The 20,087-nt window shown below is 34.9% G+C and carries 21 protein-coding genes; 12 read left to right on the forward strand and 9 right to left on the reverse strand.

Annotated elements, in window-relative coordinates:
- Positions 1-32 precede the first annotated feature (32 nt).
- The 9 genes from HYG87_RS04415 (at position 33) to hemA (ending at position 8,470) form a co-directional block, all read left to right on the forward strand.
- Entirely contained in the window at positions 33-635 is a 603-nt protein-coding gene (locus tag HYG87_RS04415; protein WP_211534011.1) for an IMP cyclohydrolase, read from the forward strand.
- 143 nt (positions 636-778) lie between these two features.
- Complete coding sequence (locus HYG87_RS04420; RefSeq protein ID WP_211534012.1) at positions 779-1,543, forward strand: coenzyme F420-0:L-glutamate ligase; 765 nt, start codon at positions 779-781, stop codon at positions 1,541-1,543.
- 110 nt (positions 1,544-1,653) lie between these two features.
- Entirely contained in the window at positions 1,654-2,553 is a 900-nt protein-coding gene (gene cofD / locus HYG87_RS04425; RefSeq protein WP_211534013.1) for a 2-phospho-L-lactate transferase, read from the forward strand.
- Positions 2,554-2,555: 2 nt separating this feature from the next.
- The gene (locus HYG87_RS04430; RefSeq protein ID WP_211534014.1) at positions 2,556-3,311 is read left to right on the forward strand and encodes a GTP cyclohydrolase III; all 756 of its coding nucleotides are present in this window, start codon (positions 2,556-2,558) and stop codon (positions 3,309-3,311) included.
- 93 nt (positions 3,312-3,404) lie between these two features.
- Entirely contained in the window at positions 3,405-4,124 is a 720-nt protein-coding gene (locus tag HYG87_RS04435) for an MJ0144 family RNA dihydrouridine synthase-like protein (RefSeq protein WP_211534207.1), read from the forward strand.
- 253 nt (positions 4,125-4,377) lie between these two features.
- Positions 4,378-5,979 carry a methyl coenzyme M reductase system, component A2 gene (atwA, locus tag HYG87_RS04440; protein ID WP_211534015.1) on the forward strand — a complete coding sequence of 534 codons (1,602 nt, stop codon included), beginning with the start codon at positions 4,378-4,380 and terminating at the stop codon, positions 5,977-5,979.
- A 126-nt stretch (positions 5,980-6,105) separates the two neighbouring features.
- Entirely contained in the window at positions 6,106-6,579 is a 474-nt protein-coding gene (locus HYG87_RS04445; RefSeq protein ID WP_211534016.1) for a methanogenesis marker 9 domain-containing protein, read from the forward strand.
- A gap of 25 nt (positions 6,580-6,604) precedes the next feature.
- Complete coding sequence (locus HYG87_RS04450; protein ID WP_211534017.1) at positions 6,605-7,243, forward strand: precorrin-2 dehydrogenase/sirohydrochlorin ferrochelatase family protein; 639 nt, start codon at positions 6,605-6,607, stop codon at positions 7,241-7,243.
- Between the two features lie 21 nt (positions 7,244-7,264).
- Positions 7,265-8,470 carry a glutamyl-tRNA reductase gene (hemA, locus tag HYG87_RS04455; protein ID WP_211534018.1) on the forward strand — a complete coding sequence of 402 codons (1,206 nt, stop codon included), beginning with the start codon at positions 7,265-7,267 and terminating at the stop codon, positions 8,468-8,470.
- Between the two features lie 17 nt (positions 8,471-8,487).
- On the opposite strand, the gene HYG87_RS04460 is transcribed toward hemA, so the two are convergent.
- The 3 genes from HYG87_RS04460 to HYG87_RS04470 all read right to left on the reverse strand — a co-directional run bounded on the left by HYG87_RS04460 (position 8,488) and on the right by HYG87_RS04470 (position 12,049).
- Complete coding sequence (locus tag HYG87_RS04460) at positions 8,488-9,204, reverse strand: DUF4013 domain-containing protein (protein WP_211534019.1); 717 nt, start codon at positions 9,202-9,204, stop codon at positions 8,488-8,490.
- A 36-nt stretch (positions 9,205-9,240) separates the two neighbouring features.
- Positions 9,241-10,362: an AAA family ATPase gene (locus tag HYG87_RS04465; protein WP_211534020.1), complete on the reverse strand. Its 1,122-nt coding sequence runs from the start codon at positions 10,360-10,362 to the stop codon at positions 9,241-9,243.
- Between the two features lie 853 nt (positions 10,363-11,215).
- On the reverse strand, positions 11,216-12,049 hold the full coding sequence (locus tag HYG87_RS04470) for a TIM barrel protein (protein WP_211534021.1): 834 nt from the start codon (positions 12,047-12,049) through the stop codon (positions 11,216-11,218).
- A 133-nt stretch (positions 12,050-12,182) separates the two neighbouring features.
- On the opposite strand from HYG87_RS04470, the gene HYG87_RS04475 reads away from it, so the two are divergent.
- Positions 12,183-13,421 carry a BaiN/RdsA family NAD(P)/FAD-dependent oxidoreductase gene (locus tag HYG87_RS04475; protein ID WP_211534022.1) on the forward strand — a complete coding sequence of 413 codons (1,239 nt, stop codon included), beginning with the start codon at positions 12,183-12,185 and terminating at the stop codon, positions 13,419-13,421.
- Between the two features lie 89 nt (positions 13,422-13,510).
- Here the strand turns inward: HYG87_RS04475 and HYG87_RS04480 are convergent, their stop codons facing one another.
- Positions 13,511-13,822 carry a DUF1801 domain-containing protein gene (locus HYG87_RS04480; RefSeq protein ID WP_211534023.1) on the reverse strand — a complete coding sequence of 104 codons (312 nt, stop codon included), beginning with the start codon at positions 13,820-13,822 and terminating at the stop codon, positions 13,511-13,513.
- 84 nt (positions 13,823-13,906) lie between these two features.
- Entirely contained in the window at positions 13,907-14,920 is a 1,014-nt protein-coding gene (locus tag HYG87_RS04485) for a phosphorylating glyceraldehyde-3-phosphate dehydrogenase (RefSeq protein WP_211534024.1), read from the reverse strand.
- Between the two features lie 309 nt (positions 14,921-15,229).
- On the opposite strand from HYG87_RS04485, the gene HYG87_RS04490 reads away from it, so the two are divergent.
- Both HYG87_RS04490 and HYG87_RS04495 read left to right on the forward strand, forming a co-directional pair.
- Positions 15,230-15,745 carry a hypothetical protein gene (locus tag HYG87_RS04490; RefSeq protein WP_211534025.1) on the forward strand — a complete coding sequence of 172 codons (516 nt, stop codon included), beginning with the start codon at positions 15,230-15,232 and terminating at the stop codon, positions 15,743-15,745.
- A 30-nt stretch (positions 15,746-15,775) separates the two neighbouring features.
- A complete protein-coding gene (locus HYG87_RS04495; protein ID WP_211534026.1) occupies positions 15,776-16,234 on the forward strand; it encodes a GyrI-like domain-containing protein in 459 nt (152 codons plus the stop codon).
- 62 nt (positions 16,235-16,296) lie between these two features.
- Here HYG87_RS04495 and pscS read toward each other — a convergent pair whose 3' ends face one another.
- From pscS to HYG87_RS04515, 4 genes are all read right to left on the reverse strand, one after another.
- Entirely contained in the window at positions 16,297-17,430 is a 1,134-nt protein-coding gene (gene pscS, locus HYG87_RS04500) for an O-phospho-L-seryl-tRNA:Cys-tRNA synthase (protein WP_211534027.1), read from the reverse strand.
- A gap of 146 nt (positions 17,431-17,576) precedes the next feature.
- Positions 17,577-18,392 (reverse strand): radical SAM protein, encoded by an 816-nt coding sequence (locus HYG87_RS04505; protein ID WP_211534208.1) that lies wholly within the window; start codon positions 18,390-18,392, stop codon positions 17,577-17,579.
- Positions 18,367-19,569, reverse strand: coding sequence for a hypothetical protein (locus HYG87_RS04510; RefSeq protein WP_211533141.1), 1,203 nt, complete (start codon positions 19,567-19,569; stop codon positions 18,367-18,369). The genes HYG87_RS04505 and HYG87_RS04510 overlap by 26 nt, the downstream gene beginning before the upstream one ends.
- A gap of 89 nt (positions 19,570-19,658) precedes the next feature.
- Entirely contained in the window at positions 19,659-20,072 is a 414-nt protein-coding gene (locus HYG87_RS04515) for a hypothetical protein (RefSeq protein ID WP_211534028.1), read from the reverse strand.
- Between the last annotated feature and the right edge of the window lie 15 nt (positions 20,073-20,087).

A 20,087-nucleotide genomic window follows, 5' to 3' on the forward strand; every position in this document is an offset into this window, starting at 1 on the left:
AGGAATATTATTCGAATTATCAGGTGAAAAAGATGTATCTTGGAAGAATATTAGCATTAGGAAGTAATGAAAATGGAACATTTGTAGCCTACCGGGTTTCCAGCAGATCTTTTCCAAATAGAATGGCTAAAGAATTTGAAGGAAGTGCTGCCATCATTCCGAAAGAAGGCTATGAAAAAGACATATTTGAAAGTCCTTACATTGCCTACAACTGTATTAAAATTGTGGATGATGTGGCCGTGGTATCCAATGGATCCCACACGGACGTAATAGCTGATAAAATATCTTTAGGGATGAATATAAGGGATGCTATTGCACTTTCTCTTCTGGCCATGGATTATGAAAAGGATGATTATAATACTCCCCGAATTGCAGGGGCAATTAAAAAGGAGGGAGAAGGCTTTATTGGAATCGTGACTCACCAGGGCATATTGGTGGAAAAAATTCCTGCCGGTGAAGTAAGATACATTTCAACCTACGAACACATCGCCCCTCAAAAAGTACAATTTGAAGCAAAAAATTCTAAAGAGGCGGCAGAATTTATAATGAACCAGGGAAAATTTGAAGAATTCAGTAATGAAGTTACCTCAGCCGCTGCTTTTGCTGGTGCTAACTGGGAATTAAGCACCATCTAGTATTTATCTAAAATTAAAAATAGCCTCTTAATCCTTTTAAATTCTAAAAATCCAGCGAATAAATCTAATTAATTAAGAATAAATAAATTTATTATATTTTTATTTTGAAACACAAATTTTGCCAGTTTTATATGGGTGGGTTAATGAAAATAGAATTAATTGGTCTTGAAAATTTACCTTTAGTAAAAAAAGATGATGATTTATCATCTTTAATTGTAGATGTTGCCTTTAATCAGGGACTGAAGTGGAAAGATGGGGATATTATTGTTATAGCAGAAACCATTATATCCAAAGCAGAGGGAAATTATATAAACCTGGATTCAATTAAACCCGGTAAAAAAGCAAATCATCTGGCCCAAAAAACTGGTAAAAGTCCAGAATTAATGGAAGCTATATTAAACCATTCCCGAGAAATAGTAAAAGTAGGAAATGATTTTATAGTAACTGAAACCAATCATGGATTTATTTGTGCAAATGCCGGAATAGATGAATCCAATGTTGAAAAAGGTTGGGCTACTCCTTTACCCCTCCATCCAGATAAAAGTGCCAAAAATCTAAGAAAAAATATAGAATTAAAAATTGGCAAACAATTAGCAGTTATTATTTCTGATACCCAGGGAAGGCCCTTCCGGGAAGGTGCTGTGGGAGTGGCCATTGGAAGTTCCGGGATAAAAACTATCTGGAATCGGAAAGGTGAGATTGATCTTTATGGGCGTAAATTAGAAACAACTCAAATCGCAGTTGCCGATGAATTAGCAGCCTCAGCCTCATTAATAATGGGCCAGGCTGATGAAGGTATGCCAGTAGTGGTTGTAAGGGGTTACTCTAGTTTTGAAATTCTAAAAGATCCTGAATCTGGAGCTCAAGATCTAATCCGACCTAAAAAATATGATGCATTCCGCCAATAAAAATAATTTAGATAATACCAGTTTAATTTGCCTCCATCCATATCAAATATTTTTTTAGAATAAGGCTTGTTAATCACAAAGTATATTTAAATCTTTAGATGAGAGTTATTATGATCACAGTACTTTCTGGTGGTACCGGAACCCCCAAATTAATTCAGGGTATAAAAAAAATAGTTGATCCGGAAAAGATTAATGTGGTAGTAAATACGGTGGAAAACGATTATTTTTCAGGAGTTTATGTTGCTCCTGATATCGATACCGTGCTTTATACCCTGGCAGATATCATAAATGAAGATACCTGGTATGGGATTAAAGACGATACATTCATAACCCACCATAAGTTAAGTGAATTGGGAACACCAGAACTCTTAAAAATTGGGGATAAAGATCGGGCTTTTAAAATACAAAAAACTAATTTAATGGAAAAGTACGATTTATCCAAAGTTGTTGATATTCAAAGAAGTAGGTTGGGTATAGCTTCCCGGGTTATTCCCATGAGTAATCAGCAGTCCCGGATAAAAATTATCACTCCCTCCAGGGAAATTAGTTTTCATCAATTTTTAGTTCAGGAACAGGGAAAAAGTCCTGTAAAAGATGTAGTTTACAATCAGGTGGAACCTGTACCTGAGCTGGTGGAAAGTATAGAAAATTCAGAAATAGTGATTATTGGGCCTTCTAATCCTGTAAGTTCGATTGGGCCAATAATATCTTTAAAAGGAGTTAAAAAAGCTTTGAAAAATAATTATGTTGTGGGAGTATCCCCCATAATTGGAAATAATCCAGTAAGTGGGCCTGCAGCTAAATTTATGGAAGCTCTTGGTTATGAAGTATCGTCCTGGGGAGTCAGTACCATTTATTCTGATTTTTTAGATAAATTTATTATTGATGAACAAGACGCTGCTTTAAAAACTAAAATAGAAAAACTAATTAAAGAGGTTATAATAACAAAAACCAAGATGCGTAACATAGGGGATAAAATAATGTTAGCCAAAGTAATTTTGGGTGAATAAATATGATACAGATGACTCTAATTCAAATTGATAATTACGGGCCCTGGACAGTTACTCCAGCTCCAAGGACCGAATCCGATCTACAAATTCTACAGGCAGAACTTTATGCAGATTTGCAGAGGCAGTTTGCTGCCAAGCAGGGACTGGTTTTTTTCACCCGATTTGACAATATGCTGGCTGTAACCAATAACAGTGATGTGGAAGACCACCTCCGAATTCAAAGATCCATAAGGAACAGATACCCTATAACTGTCAGTATGGGAGTAGGAGCGGCTGAAACACCCTATGATGCACAAAGAAATGCTTCTAAAGCCCTTCAAAATTATGGTGGTGCCCAATCTGAGGATAGAAGTGAAATCCTGGCTGTTGATGGTCTGGTTAATAAAGAAGAAAGTTTTGTACAGTTAGCCCATATTGATATTAATGGTATTACCGAATCCCTGACAGACATAGTCCCTGCTTATGATACTTCTTTTATTGTTAATAGAGTACAGCATTTTTTAATGAAAAAGTTAATTGAAAAAGGGTCATTGCTATTTTTCATTGGGGGAGACAACTTCATGTCCCCCTGCAATGGACTTGAACCAGAGGGTTTACTTAAAATTATTGAAGAAATCGAAGCAGAGATAAATGTGGCTTTAAAAGCAGGTATAGGAAAAGCCCCTACAGCTGAAAAAGCAGCTAATCTAGCTGATTTAGCTTTAGAAGAAATTCGTGATGGCTTTACTTATGATCTGGTTCATGTGATGAAAGAATGAACATTTTTCTATTTTTCAAAAAAAAGTCTAAGATTAAATAATTCCTTAAAATTTATTTTTGTGAGTGTGAGTTTTATTAAAGTACTTGCTCCTATGGCTGGAATAACCAATGCGGATTTCTGTTTAAAACTTATCCCCTGTGGATTTGATATGGTGACACTAGGAGGATACAATGCAGATAAACCCACCATCCATGCTGGGAAAAAAATAATGGAAAGGGGAAGGCTGGAATTCGATATATCTGAAGGGGAATTAATAGACAAGATTAAAAAAGAAGCCGATGAAATTAAAGAAAATTGGGATGGTAAATTATCAGTTAATATTCGTTCCCTTACCCCGGATCCAATAATTGAAATATCTAAATTAAAGAAGGTGGATGTGGTGGAAATAAATGCCCATTGCCGTCAAAAAGAAATAACATCCATTGGCTGTGGACAGGCTTTACTTAGCAATCCCGATTTTATGGAAGAATTTGTCTTGCAGGTGGTAAAAAAAGCTAAAAGCAAAGTTTCTGTTAAGATAAGAGCCCATGTACCCGGGGTAGATGAGTTGAAAATAGTAAATATTATAGAAAATACCGGGGCAGATTTTATCCATGTGGATGCCATGAAACCAGGATATAAAGAAGCAGATCTGGATTTAATCACAAGAATCAAAGATAGATGTTCTATTTTTATAATTGGCAATAACTCCATAACTGATTTAGATTCTGCCCAAAAAATGATTGATTCCGGTGCCCAGGGGATATCCATTGCCCGGGCAGCCATGGCAGGTAAATTGAATTTTGATTTGTCAAAAATTAGATTAAGTTAATTTTTTTTTAGTTGAAAATTATTTTCAGGAAAAATTAGAATGATAGCTTAAAAAAATTCTAAGTAAAAAAAATAAAATTTAATAAGCTATTGCATATTATAGTTATATTAATTATAATTAATTGTCAAAATCGAAGTGTGATTATATTTAATTATAAAAATTTAAGCTGCATAAAATAATTATATTAATAATAATTGTATGTGCAGAATTAATAAATAGTATTTGATAATAAATATTTTTAAAAGGTGGTTCAATGTCTTTTATTGTGCTGGAAAACATTACCAAGAGTTTTAAAGGAGTTCCTGTTTTAAAAAACTTGAATTTGACCATAAATGAAGGTCAAGTCCTGGGTATTTTAGGTAGAAGTGGTTCAGGAAAGTCAGTCCTCATAAATATGTTAAGGGGGATGAAGGATTATAAACCTGATGAGGGTAGTATCACCTATAATATAGCAATCTGCCAGGAATGTCTGCGTGTTGAGCCGCCATCTAAAGTCGGCTCAGTTTGTGGATGTGGATGTGGTAGTGAATTTGAAGCACAGAGTGTTAATTTTTGGGACTCTGATCGTAAGGTTTTCGCTGCAATTAAAAGAAGAATATCCATTATGCTGCAGAGAACCTTCGCCCTTTATGAAGATGACACCGTAATTGATAACGTTATAAAATCCATGATTGACGTGGATTATGAAGAAAGTACTTATCGGGCCCTGGATATTCTTGAATTAAGCCAGATGACTCACCGAATTACCCATATTGCCCGTGATTTAAGTGGTGGAGAAAAACAAAGAGTAGTTTTAGCTCGTCAAATAGCAAAAGACCCTATGCTCTTTCTAGCAGACGAACCTACCGGTACTCTTGATCCTAAAACTGCCGAGTTGCTACATCAGGCCCTGATTGAAGGGGTTAAAGAAAAGGGCGTGACCATGGTGGTAACCTCTCATTGGCCAGAGGTAATGAAAAAACTTTCAGATTATGTAATCTGGCTGGAAAAAGGGGAAATAATTGCAGAAGGAAACCCTACTGAAATTGTGGAAAAATTCATGGCACAGGTCCCCTTGCCAGAAAAGGGAGAAGAATTTAAATCGGATGCCCCTATAATAGAAATGAAAGAGGTTAAAAAACATTACTACTCCATTGATCGAGGGGTAGTTAAAGCTGTAGATGGAGTAAATCTCACCGTGGATGAAGGTGAAATCTTTGGAGTGGTAGGCCTTAGTGGGGCCGGCAAAACCACCTTATCCCGGATATTATTCGGCCTTACTGATCCCAGTTCCGGTGAAATTATGGTAAGACTGGGAGAAAACTGGATCGATATGACCCAAAAAGGCCCGGTTGGTAGAGGGAGAGTTATGCCTTATCTTGGAATTTTACACCAGGAATACAGCCTTTATCCCCACCGAAATGTTTTAGGAAACCTGACTGAAGCTATAAGTCTGGAATTGCCTGCAGAATTTGCAAAAATGAAGGCCATATACGTATTAAAGGCAGTAGGATTCGATGATGAATATGCCGAATCAATTTTAAAAAAATCTCCAGATGAGTTAAGTGGTGGAGAACGACACCGGGTAGCTCTGGCACAGGTACTGATTAAAGAACCCAATATTATAATTCTAGATGAGCCTACCGGAACTATGGATCCTATAACCCGGGTTCAGGTTACCGATTCCATAATTAAAGCTCGAGAAGAACTGAATCAAACCTTTTTAATTATTTCCCACGACATGGAGTTTGTGCTGGATGTTTGTGACCGGGCCTGTCTCATGAGAGGGGGTAAAATACTTAAAATAGGGGAGCCGGAATCTATTATAGAGGAGCTAACCCCTACTGAAAAAGAGAAGATGCTGGGTGAAGAATAAATTTTTTTTTATTCTATTATTTATTTAATTTTCTAATCTTTTTCTTAAATTTATATATTTTAATAACCAAACTAAAAAAATCAATTAAATTTAATTATTTAAATCAAGATAATGGAGGATTTTTATATGGAATGGGAAGATGCACCATCACACGTATGTCGCGGAGGAGATAAAAGAGCACTTGCTTTTTGTTGTCCTCCTGTGAAACCTTGCCCTATATTACACGCTTTAGAAGATTCTAATCGTACACCACAGGAATATATAAAAATAAAAGAGGAATTCGGGAAAAAAACAGCATTGGGACAGGGAGAAGGAACCTGTTTCGGGTCTTTAGTCTGGTGTTGTAAACCATCTAAACCCTGCCCCTTAAGGGATATGGTTATGCGCCGAATTGACATGAGTACTGACCAATACATGAAACTGAAAAAAGAATTATCAGAAGAATTGGTAGGTAAAGATGATTATTCCGATGAAGAAAGTATTAAAGCCCTTTCAGATACATTTAATGTTTCAGAGGGAGAAGCAAGTAACATTCTAAAGGAATGTGGCAATGATTTAAGAACCGCCATGAAAGTCTTAAGAATGAAGAATCTGGAATAATTATTAATTTCTGGAGTTAATTTTTATGGGCTGGACTTCGCTTTTTCTGAATATGGAAAAAAAGAAAGTTTTAATCGTTGGATCAGGCGAAGTAGGCCAAAGAAGAGCACTTAAATTTCTTGATGCTCATTCAAAAGTGATTATAACTGGGGGAACCGTCCCTGAAAAACTATTGAAGTTAGGTGCCATTGAAAAGCCAGTTAATGAAATAGAAAAATGGATTAAATGGGCAGATCTGGTGGTAGTAGCTAGCGGCGATAATGAATTAAATAACAAGGCAGCTTTACTTGGTAAAGATAAACTTTTAAACCGGGCTGACTATCCTTTAGAAGGCAATGTTATAGTTCCCACCAGCTTTTTTTTGGGAGATGCTCAAATATCAATTTTTACAGGTGGAAAAAGTCCTTTAATGGCCAGAATACTTAGAAAAAAAATTCAAGAAGCTATTAAAGATGAGGATCTACTTCAAATTGAATTACAACACTATGCACGGCAATTACTTAAGGATAAAATAAGTGATCAAAAAAAAAGAAGAATTCATCTCTACCAAATATTAAATAACCCAGATATAATTAAATTATTAAATGAAGGCAAACTGAAAGAGGCTAAATCTCAAGTAAGGGAATATTTAACTAAAATTAATGGAACAACCCATGGTTTCTAATTATAATAAGGAGGGAAGTTCTTGATTCTGAATATAAGAGTTGATCACAAAATCGCTGATATTAATACTATGGAAAATTCTACTGCTACCTTAGAAGACCTTATTCAGGATTTAAGTAAAAAGTATGAAGTTCAGGAATCTATCTCCCTCAATACCTGCAACCGGGCGGAATATTACCTGGTACTTAATGAACTTAAAGATGTAGATATGGACTGGAATGGTTATGAAAGTAATTTTATAATAGAAAAAGACGAAAAAGCCCTTAAACATCTTTTAAAATTGGCTTCTGGTTTGGAATCAATGATTATTGGGGAAGATCAGATACTGGGCCAGATAAAAGATGCAAAAAAAGCAGGTTTGAAGGATGGAAGTTGTGGAACCGTCCTGGATTGCGTTTTCAACAAGGCCATCCATGTAGGTCAGTCTGTTCGACATAAAACAAATATAAATAGGGGTTTTGTTTCTATTGGATCTGCTGCTGTTGAGCTGGCAGAATCTATACACGGAGATTTAAAGTGTAAAAAGGTTCTGGTAGTTGGTGCCGGTAAAATGGGAACTCTCGTGGCTAAAGCGCTGGTTGAAAAACATTTAAAAGCCATAGTTGTTTCTAATAGGACTTATGATCGTGCTGTAAAATTAGCTAAAGAATTAGGTGGCTATGCCATTCATTTTGACCGTTTTATGGAAGCTATGTCCGATGCAGATGTGATTATTAGTGCCACCGGTGCCCCCCATCCCATATTGACTTATGATAAGGTAAAAAAAGCAGTTCCTCCTCATAGAAGAAACTCGCTGGTAATGGTGGATATAGCAAATCCCCGAGATATTGAAGATAGAGTAATGGAATTAGGAGTTAAGGTATTTAATATTGATGACTTACGAGGTATCGCTAATAAAAATAAAAAATTACGTGAAAAAGAAGCTCTCCAAGCAGAAAAAATTGTAGAAGAAGAGTTAGATCTTCTTTTAAATTCATTAAAGCATTTTAAAATTGAACCAGTCCTGCGGGATATTAGAAAGAAAATGGAAATAGTCAGAACTAAAGAAACCCAGAAAGCTTTGAAAAAGCTGGGAGACTTGCAGGGAAAAGAACATGTAGTGGATAATCTTACCAGATCAGTGGTGGATAAGATACTATATGATATGATCCTGAATCTTAAAAAAGCCGCAGAAGAAGAAGATGAATCTCTGATTGAAACTTGTAAACTTCTTTTTTCAGTCGAATAGTTTTTTTATTTATTTTTTTAATAGCGATCCATTATACCTAAAAACCGGCTGGTTAAAATAGCCAGGTAAGGGGCAATTATTACGTCTATAATAGCACCTAAAGGATAATCAATGGAATGTGCCACATCTTCCAGGAAAAAAGGTTCTAAAAGCCAGATAATTATCCCGGTTAAAATGCAGGTAATTACGAATTTTTGAATTTTGACTCTTTTTATTCTTAAGTAAATCTCTTTAAAATTAAAAGCAGATCTGAATCTTCCTTCATGGTGAGCCATATTAAGAATAGCTCCTTGAAATAATATGAAAAATATTAGGGATCCTGCAGTTAAAACCCAAAATAATAGTTCATTATTAGAAAATACTTCTACTGTCCAGTTTGAGGAGTCTGCTATTAAAAATATTAAAAAAAAGATTAGTGGAAAAGAAAGATAAATGGTAAATACCACTGAATCCTTTACACCATGTTGGAATAAATTTTTAAGGTTATTAAAATGGGGTAATTGATCATGGCCCTTCACTGAAAACTCTATTATTCTAAAAATATATCCCGCCTGGATGAAAAATAAAATAATCCACACCAGAAATACCAACCAGATCCAATCTAAAAATGATTTTTCCAAAGATAGCCTATCTAAAAAATCAGTTAGAACAAACAGTATCCCTAAAGATATGAATTTAGTCCAGTCTGAAGCAGCATATCTGCTGGAGTCTAAAAACATTTCTTTGATATTCATGGATTTACCGCCATTTATAAGTTTGAATTAAATAGACTAGGCAAACATGTTCTTGGGCTCATTCTTTTCTGTTTGATAATTTTTAAGGGCGTATTCAATATCTTCCCTGTCCACTGTAGATTTATCCTCAGAAATGGCCTTGTGCAGAGCGGTTTTAAGTAATTTTTCTTTAATATCTCTTCCTGACATTCCTTTGGATGATTGGGCTAATTTAGTACGGGATACTTTTACCTCCAGAGGCATGGATTCAATATATTTTTCAATCATTTCCCTTCTTTCATTCTCATCTGGTAGTTTAAATTCAATTTCCTCTTCGAATCTACTCCGGATGGCATAGTCTAGAAGTGAAGGATTATTAGTAGCTCCAATGGTAACCACCCCCAGGTTATCTTTAATTCCATCCATTTCAGTTAGAAGGGCATTAACAACTTCGGATACATCCCCTCTTAAAGACTGGAATTTACGATCAAGGGCAATAGCATCAATTTCATCAATAAATATCACAGAGGGTGAAGTTTTTGAAGCCAGATCATATAAATCGTGTATTTGTCGAGATCCATCCCCCACATGATCTCCAATTAAACTGGTGGCCTTTATCAGGTATAGAGGAACTTTTAGTTCCCCTGATAGTGATTTAGCCAGCATGGTTTTACCTGTACCGGGAGTACCATAAAATAGCACATTCCGGGGGGCCCATCCCTTGAAGTGTTCCGGGTCCTTCAGGTACTTTTGTATAATCTTACATTTCAATTTAGCCTGTTTTTGGCCAATCACATCTTCCATTTTGATGTCAGTTTCCATATTTTTAATTTCATTGATTTCCTGATTATCAATCAAAATAATAGATGTTGAGGAAGTGATTTTAGAGTTATCAGGATGGGCTTTTATTACTTTAAAAGCAAAGTCGGGCAATATTTTTTGATCAAATAAAAATGAACCCTCCACTGCATTAAAGCCCTCCCATTGTTCCCGGGCATAAATTTCAAAAAGTTGTTTATCAAATACTTCTATTTTGGGAGTATCAATTAAATTACAGCTGAAAGGGTACCCTACGGGTTGTAAAACAACCACTTTAGATTCTTTCAAGGAATCCCTGGAATTTATGGATGATTTATTTTCAATAATATGTGAATCATAAACTATATTGTTAAATTTCACTGCATCACCTGAATTTAAAAAAAAGTTAAAATATAATGATAATTGTTTTGTATTAAAGACATATATGCTTTTGGAAGACTATATATTTTTTCAAAAAGAGATTAGATTAATATCTTGAGGGGATATAAATTCCCATGAGGATTTAAAAATAATATTCAAAAGTTGAACCCGGGGCAGAAATAGATACATTTGGCTAAGGATTAGAGGTTGATACCCACCCCAGGACAACGATTGATAGAAACCACGAAACATTGCAAACACGAAAAATGATAATTTCATGGTATAAAACAACCCCATAAACATCTAATCAATTCAAAATACTTAATTTTGAAAAGGCAAAAGCCTTAAATGAAACAAAAGTTGAACCCGGGGCAGAAATAGATACATTTGGCTAAGGATTAGAGGTTGATACCCACCCCAGGACAACGATTGATAGAAACCACGAAACATTGCAAACACGAAAAATGATAATTTCATGGTATAAAATTCTTTATTTGACACTGCATTTTGAAATTTTATTTTTCATTAATACATAGATTAATAGCATGAACAAAAGTTGAACCCGGGGCAGAAATGGATACATTTGGTTAGGATTAGAGGTTGATACCCACCCCAGGACAACGATTGATGGAAACCATGAATCAGCAAAAAATCCCTGGATAAGAAGGTTTTTTGGCAGAAGAACATTAACCAGGGTTTTGCTAGATTGGATGAAAAGTAGATTTTTTAGGTATGCCTAAAAACTCTATAGTTTAATGTGGATGTTTCCCATATATAAAGTTTAGGTATGCCTAAAACTACTTAATTAGAGGTAGGCTTTTCTAGTATATAAAAGTTTAGGTGTGCCTAATTTTTATTTCATATTATCAAAACAATTTTTAAGTCGCAGTGCATCCTGATCAATTAAAGGAGTCTCACAGATGATGGTTGAATTCCAACCACTCTCTTTTAAAACTTCAAGTAATGGCTTTACCGGAGGTCCATATTCTTTTTCAGAGAGAATATGGTGTTTTTTTTCACCTGAATCGCCAAATTCAATGCGGGTAAAATGGCAGTGCAGATGATCTATATCCAGTTCATTGTCCAGTATATCTAAAATTTGATGATAGTCCTCTCTAGATTTAATTTTCCCACCACTCCGGGCATATAAATGTGCAAAATCAATAGTAGGCTGGAATTTATCCAGGGACTGACAAATATCAATAATTTCTTCTAAGGTACCTAACTGAGATTTTTTTCCAGTGGTTTCCGGGGCAAAAGTGAAATTTTTTATTCCTTCTGCATCCAGTTTTTCAAGTACTGTTTCTAAAGATTCCTTACATTTTTTAAGGGCTTCTTCAGGAGTATATTTGGTATAAAATCCTGGATGGAAAACAATACGATAAGCTCCCATCCATTCTGCTGCCCGGGCAGACTGGACTAGTCTTTCAATGGACCTTTCGATTACTGCTGGATCAGCTGAGGAGAGATTAACATAATAGGGAGCATGCATGGAAAGCAGCACCCCGTTTTTTATAGAATTTTTTTTAAGTTCCTGTGCCGGATTTTGAGAAATACGCACCCCATAAGTGGCCTGGTATTCATAAGCATCCAATCCTTTATCAGCTAAAAAATCACATACCTGAGGAGTCTTGCCTTTATATCCAAGGGGGTTTCCTGCTGGCCCAAATTTAACTTTTTTAGTCATTTTAATCATCATTCATATTACGAAATAATTTTCATTTTTTAGAATATCTTAGCAGCAAACTTAGATAAAACTATTATTCATTATATACTATTATATTTTATAAAAAAGGAATTAATAAAAAAAGAGATAGTTTATGGAAATATATGATTTAGCCATAGTAGGAGCCGGGCCAGCCGGTTGCATGGCCGCCATAAAAGCTTCACAACTAGATAAGAAGGTAGTTTTGCTGGATAAGAATAATTTAATAGGTCGAAAGCTTCTTTTAACAGGCAATACAAGGTGTAACTTCACTAATACCGCCAGTCTGAAAGTTTTCCTGGAAAAATTCGGAACAAATGGTGCATTTTACCGGGATGCCTTCAATAAATTTTCTAATTGGGATCTGATAGAATTTTTCAAAGAACAAGGGCTGGATTATAAAGTGGAAGATTCAGGACGAGTATTCCCCATTACTGAAAAGTCTAAATCAGTTGTAGATATTTTAAAAAAAGTTTTAAAGGAATATCACGTGGAAATAATATATGAATATGATTTAAAAAATCTTAATAAAAAATCTGAAATTTTCCAGTTATCTTCCACGAAAAGTAAAGTAATTAACGCCCATAAAGTAATTATGGCAACAGGTGGATCAACTTATAATGTAACTGGATCAACTGGAGATGGTTTTAAGTTTGCAAAATCATTAGGACATCAAATAACTGAATTAAAGCCAGGTGGAGTTCCACTCATAGTTCAGGAAGAATGGATTTTCAAATTAAAGGGTGTTACCCTGGAAAATGTGGGGATGAGTATAGAATACCCGGGCAAAACTAAAGATTTGCCTCGTGGAAACCTTCTTTTGACACATTTTGGTATTTCCGGGCCAGTTATTCTTGATATGAGCCATGAAATTGTGGAAATTATGGACAAATATGGAGATTTAAAGCTCAAAATTGATTTTAAACCAGATATGAATCAAAAATCACTAGAATCCTATTTAATGAAAGATTTCCAGAAATACCGTAAAAAAAGTTTAAAAAATTATTTAAATTATCATCTACCCCAAAGCACTATTTTACCATTTCTAGCAACCATAAACCTTGATTCTCAAAAAAAGTTGAATCAAATAACTAAAAAAGAAAGATTGGATTTAGTTAAGATTTTAAAAGGTCTTCCTTTGACCATAGTTGGTCATCTTCCTTTGGATAAAGCACTGGTTACCTGTGGTGGGGTTTCAAAAAAGCAAATAGATCCCCGCACCATGGAATCAAAATTGGTTAAGGGCTTGTACTTTGCCGGGGAAATAATTTCCGGTTGTGGGCGTCGGGGAGGATACAACCTTCAACAGGCCTTTTCCACAGGTTATGTGGCGGGAGAGAACGCCTCAAAATAAATTTAAATCCATTAAAAAATAGTTATAAGATATTATCCCTGTTTTAAATGGATTTTATCCTTGATTTATAATTTCCAGGCAAATTAAAATCATGGCTTTGAATCTAAAGAAATAGCCTGTTTAATAAAATCTTCCAGATGAATATTTATATCATCTTCATTCCTGATTTTATAGTGCCTGATTTTTTTACCGGTCCCCTCAATAAGATTATCAGGGTCTTTTAAAAGTGTTCCCTGCCAGAATTCCAGGTTTATATGATTTTTATGTATTACAATACCAAATAAAGGTCTTTTTTTGCGGTAGGTGAGATTGTTCCATTTAATTTCTTCGTCCAGATCAGAATCAATATCAAATATTTTTTTTTCTGATTTTAAGAGCAATCTTTTTCTGGGGAAGATCATATGATGTTAAATATTCCTGCACATCTACTCTTAAAGGCAATTTCTTCACCTTAAGTAACCCGGATTAAAAAAATGGGAATTAAATTATAAAATTCCCATGGCTTTATTGGTTTTTTGGATAGATTTTTCTGCATTGTCTTCTATTTCCAGCATGGCCCTTATGGCATCCACATTTTCAGGTACCACATCAGACTCCTGGTGAACAGCCTGCATATAATATAGTTCTCCATCCACAATATTCAGGGACTCCTGCCAAACGGGTATTTCAAATAAGTCATTTCGAGATCGTCCTAATTCTTTAGCATATTCCATTATCTCTGCGGTGGATCCTAGACCTTCTTTGGCTTTTACCAGCATTACCCTGGAAGTCTTATCCAGAGTTTCTACAATATCGTCCACTTCAACTTGATTTTCCAGTTCCACCATTAAGTTATGCTGGTGCATGAGGGTGGTGGGTACCAGAAGGGCCACCGTATTGATATTAACATCATACATAACTGTTTTAAGATCCGGTCCATGGTGGGAGGGCACAGTAGGAGGGTTAGGAACCACTGCATTGATGGGGCCCTTATTTACCTGTGAAGGATCGCCTCCTCTTCTTACCATTACGGCTCTCACCTTTTTAATTCCACATAAATCATGAATGGGTTTTAATGTCCTGCAAAGACCAGTAGTATTGCAGGATACCACCCTCACATGATCTTTCCCCCAGGAATCATCGTAATTAGCAAAGGAATTAAAGGATAAACCTACATTGTCGTGCTTTTCTCCGCCCTGAAATATGGCCTTAATTCCTATTTCTTTGTATTTTAGTAAATTTTGGGCTCCAATACCCTCAGGAGTGCAATCCACTACAATGTCTGCATCATGCAGCATTTCATCCACAGTACCACTAATTTCTATCCCTGCTTCCTGGAATAATTTTTCCCTCTCAGGTATACTGATGTACAACTCATAGCCCTTTTCTACCGCCATACGAGCTTCAAAGTCAGGTTTTGTTTTACTAACCCCGATTATTTTAAGGTCATTCTGGGCAGAAACTGCATCTGCCACCCTCTTTCCAATAGTTCCGTAACCATTTATTGCAACCTTTTTCATAAAAATACCTCCCAAATTCAGGCTAAGATTTCAGGTCCCATAATACATTTGAGTAGATTAATTGATTTTGAGAAAAACAATTTATATCATGGAATTTTTTCACCATAAGGATATGGATTCTATTAATCAAATTTATAAGATTATTTTATTGGATAGTGAATATAAATCTTATCCAAATTGGTTAAATTACAAAATAATTATAAAAATTTAGTTCTAGACTATAGCTATTCTTCCAACTATAACACAATAATAAATACCTCTTTTTATAAATAATATATAAATTATTAAATTTAAAAAGTAGGTGTTTAAATGGAGAGAAACGATTACGGTTTAATAATTTTAATTGTGGCCATAGTAGCCCTTGCCGGGGGCCTGATTTATTTCATGACCACTGCCACCACTAACTTTGAAGAAGGAAAATTAAACTTCCAGATGCAGGGAGGCTGGGCTCAAAGCCAGGTCATAGGGGATTTCAATAACACGGTGTATTCTCAGGTAACATTTACCCGACAAATTAGGGATCAGTCTGGAGAGGATCAGCAGGCATTTATAAATGTGGAAGTTAGAAAAACTGCAGGGACCGTTAATAATACCCTTTTCCAGGAAACACTACTCAATCAATCAGGATCTTCTATAAGTAATGTTGAGATAAATGAATATAACTTCAGGCAGTATCAAATAGTCAGTAGCCAGGTGGCCCATGAAATATCAACCATGGAAATCAATAATTTCATGATTATGGTGGAATATATTTGCCCCCCATCTATTCAAAATGAAACTGAAGAAGCATATAATTCAATTTTAAGAAGTTTAGAGATCAAGTAACCAGTTATTGTTATTTAAAGGGTGATTTATTTGGATATAGATGATAAAATTGTTCCAGAAGAAAAATTAGCACTAATTACCAAGATAGGGCCTCCAGAAATGATAGGTGTATTGATTGAAGATATAGCATACTGGGCAGGAGCCAATAAAGTTAAAATAACCGGCCCTCCATTTGCTATTTATTACTCAAACCCACAGAGTGTTCCTCCAGAGGAATTTAAATATGATGTGGGTTTTCCTATAGAAGGAGAAGTTAGTGGAACTGACAAAATAATGATTGTAACCATACCTGAGCACCGGGTTGTTTATGCTATGCACAAAGGTCCTTATTCTACTTTAAGTCAGGTTTATGATAGTATGGTGGAATTTGTGCTGGCCAATAATTATGATGTTATTGGTTCTCCCAAGGAAATATACATAAATAACCCTGAAGAAGTACCGGCCAGTGAATTATTAACAGAAATTCAATTTCCAGTTATAAAGATGTGAGGGATTCCTCCACTTTTTTATCTTTTTTAGCATGTTTTTTACAAAAAATAGATTATCAGGAATTAATTTATTCCTGCAATCTCATGGAAAGCATTAACCAGATAGTCCACCTGCTCTTGAGTCATACCATAAACACTGCATTTAAACCATTCTGTTTGTCCTCTTTTAATCCCCACAATTTTACGTTTTTTCAATTCTTCATAAAGGAAAAATCCCCGGCGAGGATGATTCTGGGCAATTTTATGAAAGGCAGGAGTTTCGAATCGTACCAAATCATGAAGGGTGGGTTTAATTCCAAGTTGATTTACTCCTTCAATTTCTTCCATTTTAGCTGCAAAATATCGTGATATTTTCAGGTACTCATCCCATTTGCTTACCCTTTCCATTACATAAGGCAAAGAAGCCATCAGGGTGGCCAGGGGTGCACCCCTACTGGTACATCCTAACATTTCCAGTTCCTTTTTTTCATGACGTGAGGACCGAGAAAGAACCAGATCGGCCCATTCTTCTTTAAGGCCTAATACTCCTATTGGTCCCGAAGCTGCCATGCTTTTATGTCCGCTTCCCACCACAAAATCCATATTAAATGCTTTAGCATCAATGGGTAATCTGCCCATGGAATAGGCACAATTTAAAACCACCGGAACACCGGCATCCCGGCATATTTTACCAATTTTTGCAGCATCAGCAAGATTACCATAATTACCATCCACATGGGTTAAAAGAGCTAATTTAATTTCTCCTTTTTCATCTAAAGCTGTCTCCAAAACTTCTTTATATTTTTCTGGAGTTATACGATATTCCGGATGTGAATTGGATGGTACTTCTATCATATTTAACTTATTGCGCTCTGCTGATAGATGAGTGGTGTAATGGGAATTTCCATCAACCACAATAGTATCCCCTGGTTCACAAAGTGCATGCATAATAGCAAATTTCCCTTCCCTGGCCCCATGAACAGTTCTGACTGTATCAGCATTAATAAATTGGGCCAGATCATCTAAAAATCCCCGAATATTTGGTTTTGGGATTTCATCTAATCTTCCGGCACAGTAATCACACACACTGTAGCCATCTCCAAATTCATAAAGGGCTTCACGGGCAGCTGCCGGTAAAACTCCGCCACGTTGTAACGGGTTAAGATTAAGATTTTCTCTTTCTAAAGTCCGGTTAATACCATAATTTTGACATTCCATCCATAATCACCTGAATAAAATAATTAAATAAATATGAATCTATTTTTATAATGTAATTAAATCCCTGATTATATTTATTGATAAAAAACCAAATTAAATCTTCTATTGGTTAGTAGTTCTATTAATGATTAAATTAAAACCTTTTTTTATATCAGATTTTTCAGCCCCACCTTTTTAGCCCATCGAACTGCTTCTTCTATCTCAGATGAGAAAGGTATTCGAGATATTTCAGGGTATTGATGAGCATAATAGTCAGGATGGTACTGTCCCATGATATTTACGACCGTATCTGGGCCCAGATGCTCAGCAATCCAGCTTAATATAGGTTTAGTGCAGCACTCCACATGCCCGGGAAGTATCAGGTGCCGGATAATTAAATTTCCAGATTCATTAGCCATTAAATGATTTCTGGTTATCGTATTCCAATAATTATCTGCAGCACATAAACGAGAAGCGCACTCATCATTGCCGAATTTAAAATCAGATAAATATAAATCCACAAACCCCTGCAAAATCCACATTGATTCTTCACTCATGAAAAAATTACTATTCCATATAACCGGTAAATTTTCTTTGCAATAAGACAGGGTGCGTATAATAAAAGGCAGGTGGGGTGTGGGTTCACCTCCTACAAAGTTAACATTGATTGATCCCTGTTTTCTTCTGGCATCTATTATACTGGCTAATTTTCTTTCACTCAGGTGAATACCTGCATTGATTCTCTGACTGATATTCCAGTTCTGGCAGAAAACGCAATGAAGAGTACATCCGGTGAAAAATATAGTATGGCTGGGTATCAGAGGAGCTTCTTCACCAATATGTAAGAACTCAGAGGCAATAACTGGTTTCTGACAGTTACAGTAGCCTGATTTATCAAAAAACCTGCTTTTACGATTAACTCCGCAACTTTTTTCGGCTCTGTCAAAAACTTGGGGGTTAATTGTCGAAAACCTTTTTCTGATACTGAATTTCTTTTCTGATGTTTATTCGTGACATTACACCATTTTTAATCTTCATTAGCTTCTTAACACTTTTAGGAAAGGTTTTTTGAAAGATGTTTTCTATTTTGTTAGATGTTCGCTGGATATTTTTATCATCTAAGAACGCGAAGAAAGTTTTAAAGTAAGGACGCAACGAATTAATGATAATAAATTGAATAATCTTCGAATACTCTTTAATTTTAACTAAAACTTGGTTAAATTTATTTCTAGCATTTTTTAATGATCCAACTTGAAATAAATTGAATATTTCTTCTTTTTCTTCTTTTATTTTGTTTATTTCTTCTTTTGATACTTTATTTTGTTTAATATAGTTCTTTATGATTTTGTTAAAGTTTTTAAATGTGTGAAATAAACACCATTGGTGTTTAAACCCTAATTCTTCGATAATTGGTTTATATTTCTCATCTAAATCAGTGGTAATGGCAATTCTATTTTTATTTCGAGTATTTTGATCTAAAAACTCTTTGATGTTCTTAGAATTCTCTTTAGAGTATATTTTGTCTGCAACAATAATATCCTGTTTACTGTCGATTAAAGTGAATCGGTAATTCCATACACCTTTAATTTTAACCCACTCTACATCAAAAATGTAATATCCCGAATAACGATATTTAGAATCTTTTTTTTTATTTTTATATTCAAGGATCCAGTTTTCAATTGTTTGATGTGAAATATGGATTCCTGTGTCTTTTTTAACTTTATAAGCAACGTTACGCAATGATCCAAAGAATAAACCTACTAATTCAAGACATTTACTCTTAAAATCACGCGTGAAATTACTATTATTCTCAATAAGTTCTGATATATCTGTATTAAATTTTTTATTACATTTTTTGCATTTATATGCTTGAATTTCGGTTTTAATCTTTTTTTTATTATAAAATATGAGTTTTCTTCCTTTAACACCATTTTTGATCACGGATCTGGTGAAACATTCCGGACAAAAGGCTTCCAACATCTCAATATGAAAAATATCTTTTTTATGCCATGTTTTTAATGTTTTAGATACTTTATATTCTTTTTTGCAGGATTTTAGTTGATTTTCAACATATTTTGACAAACCTTCGCAAAAATAGGAAAGTTTATAACTTGGATCAAACAAATCAGTAATTGGAGCAAGTGTTTTTGTTTTTTGCATGCAAAATACTATGCTCCATTTATTATAAAAGTTTTTAGGTTTCTATTTTATAAAATAACGGGTTTTTAGAAGAATTTAAAAATTTTTTATCAAAAACATAAAATCAAAAACCCCCAAGTTTTTGACAGTGCCCTTTTTTCACATAAATAGCATGATTCTGATATTTTTTCAGCAATTTCCAGTTTTAAATCCAGCAAACTTCTTCGGGGAGTTTTAGAAGCATTTATTTTCTGGTAATAGGATTTAAAAGTATCCGGATCAGGTGCTGCTTTTTTTTTACTATAAATTTTCCGGAAAAATGAATAATATCTTTGATGCTGCTCCCATAGATCATTTAAAGAGGTTTTTTGTAGCGTATTTTTTTCCTCATATGTTTCAATAAAATATGCCAGCTTAAAGCGAGCTAATTTAAGATTTTTACTTATTTCTAAATAGTCCCTAATTACCCGGGATATACTGTTACTCCATTTTTTGTGTTTATCCAGTGGTTCTGGCCGCCACATTATCCCATCACCCCC

This window comes from Methanobacterium alkalithermotolerans, assembly GCF_018141185.1.
In the GTDB taxonomy this organism is placed as follows: Archaea; Methanobacteriota; Methanobacteria; order Methanobacteriales; family Methanobacteriaceae; genus Methanobacterium_F; species Methanobacterium_F alkalithermotolerans.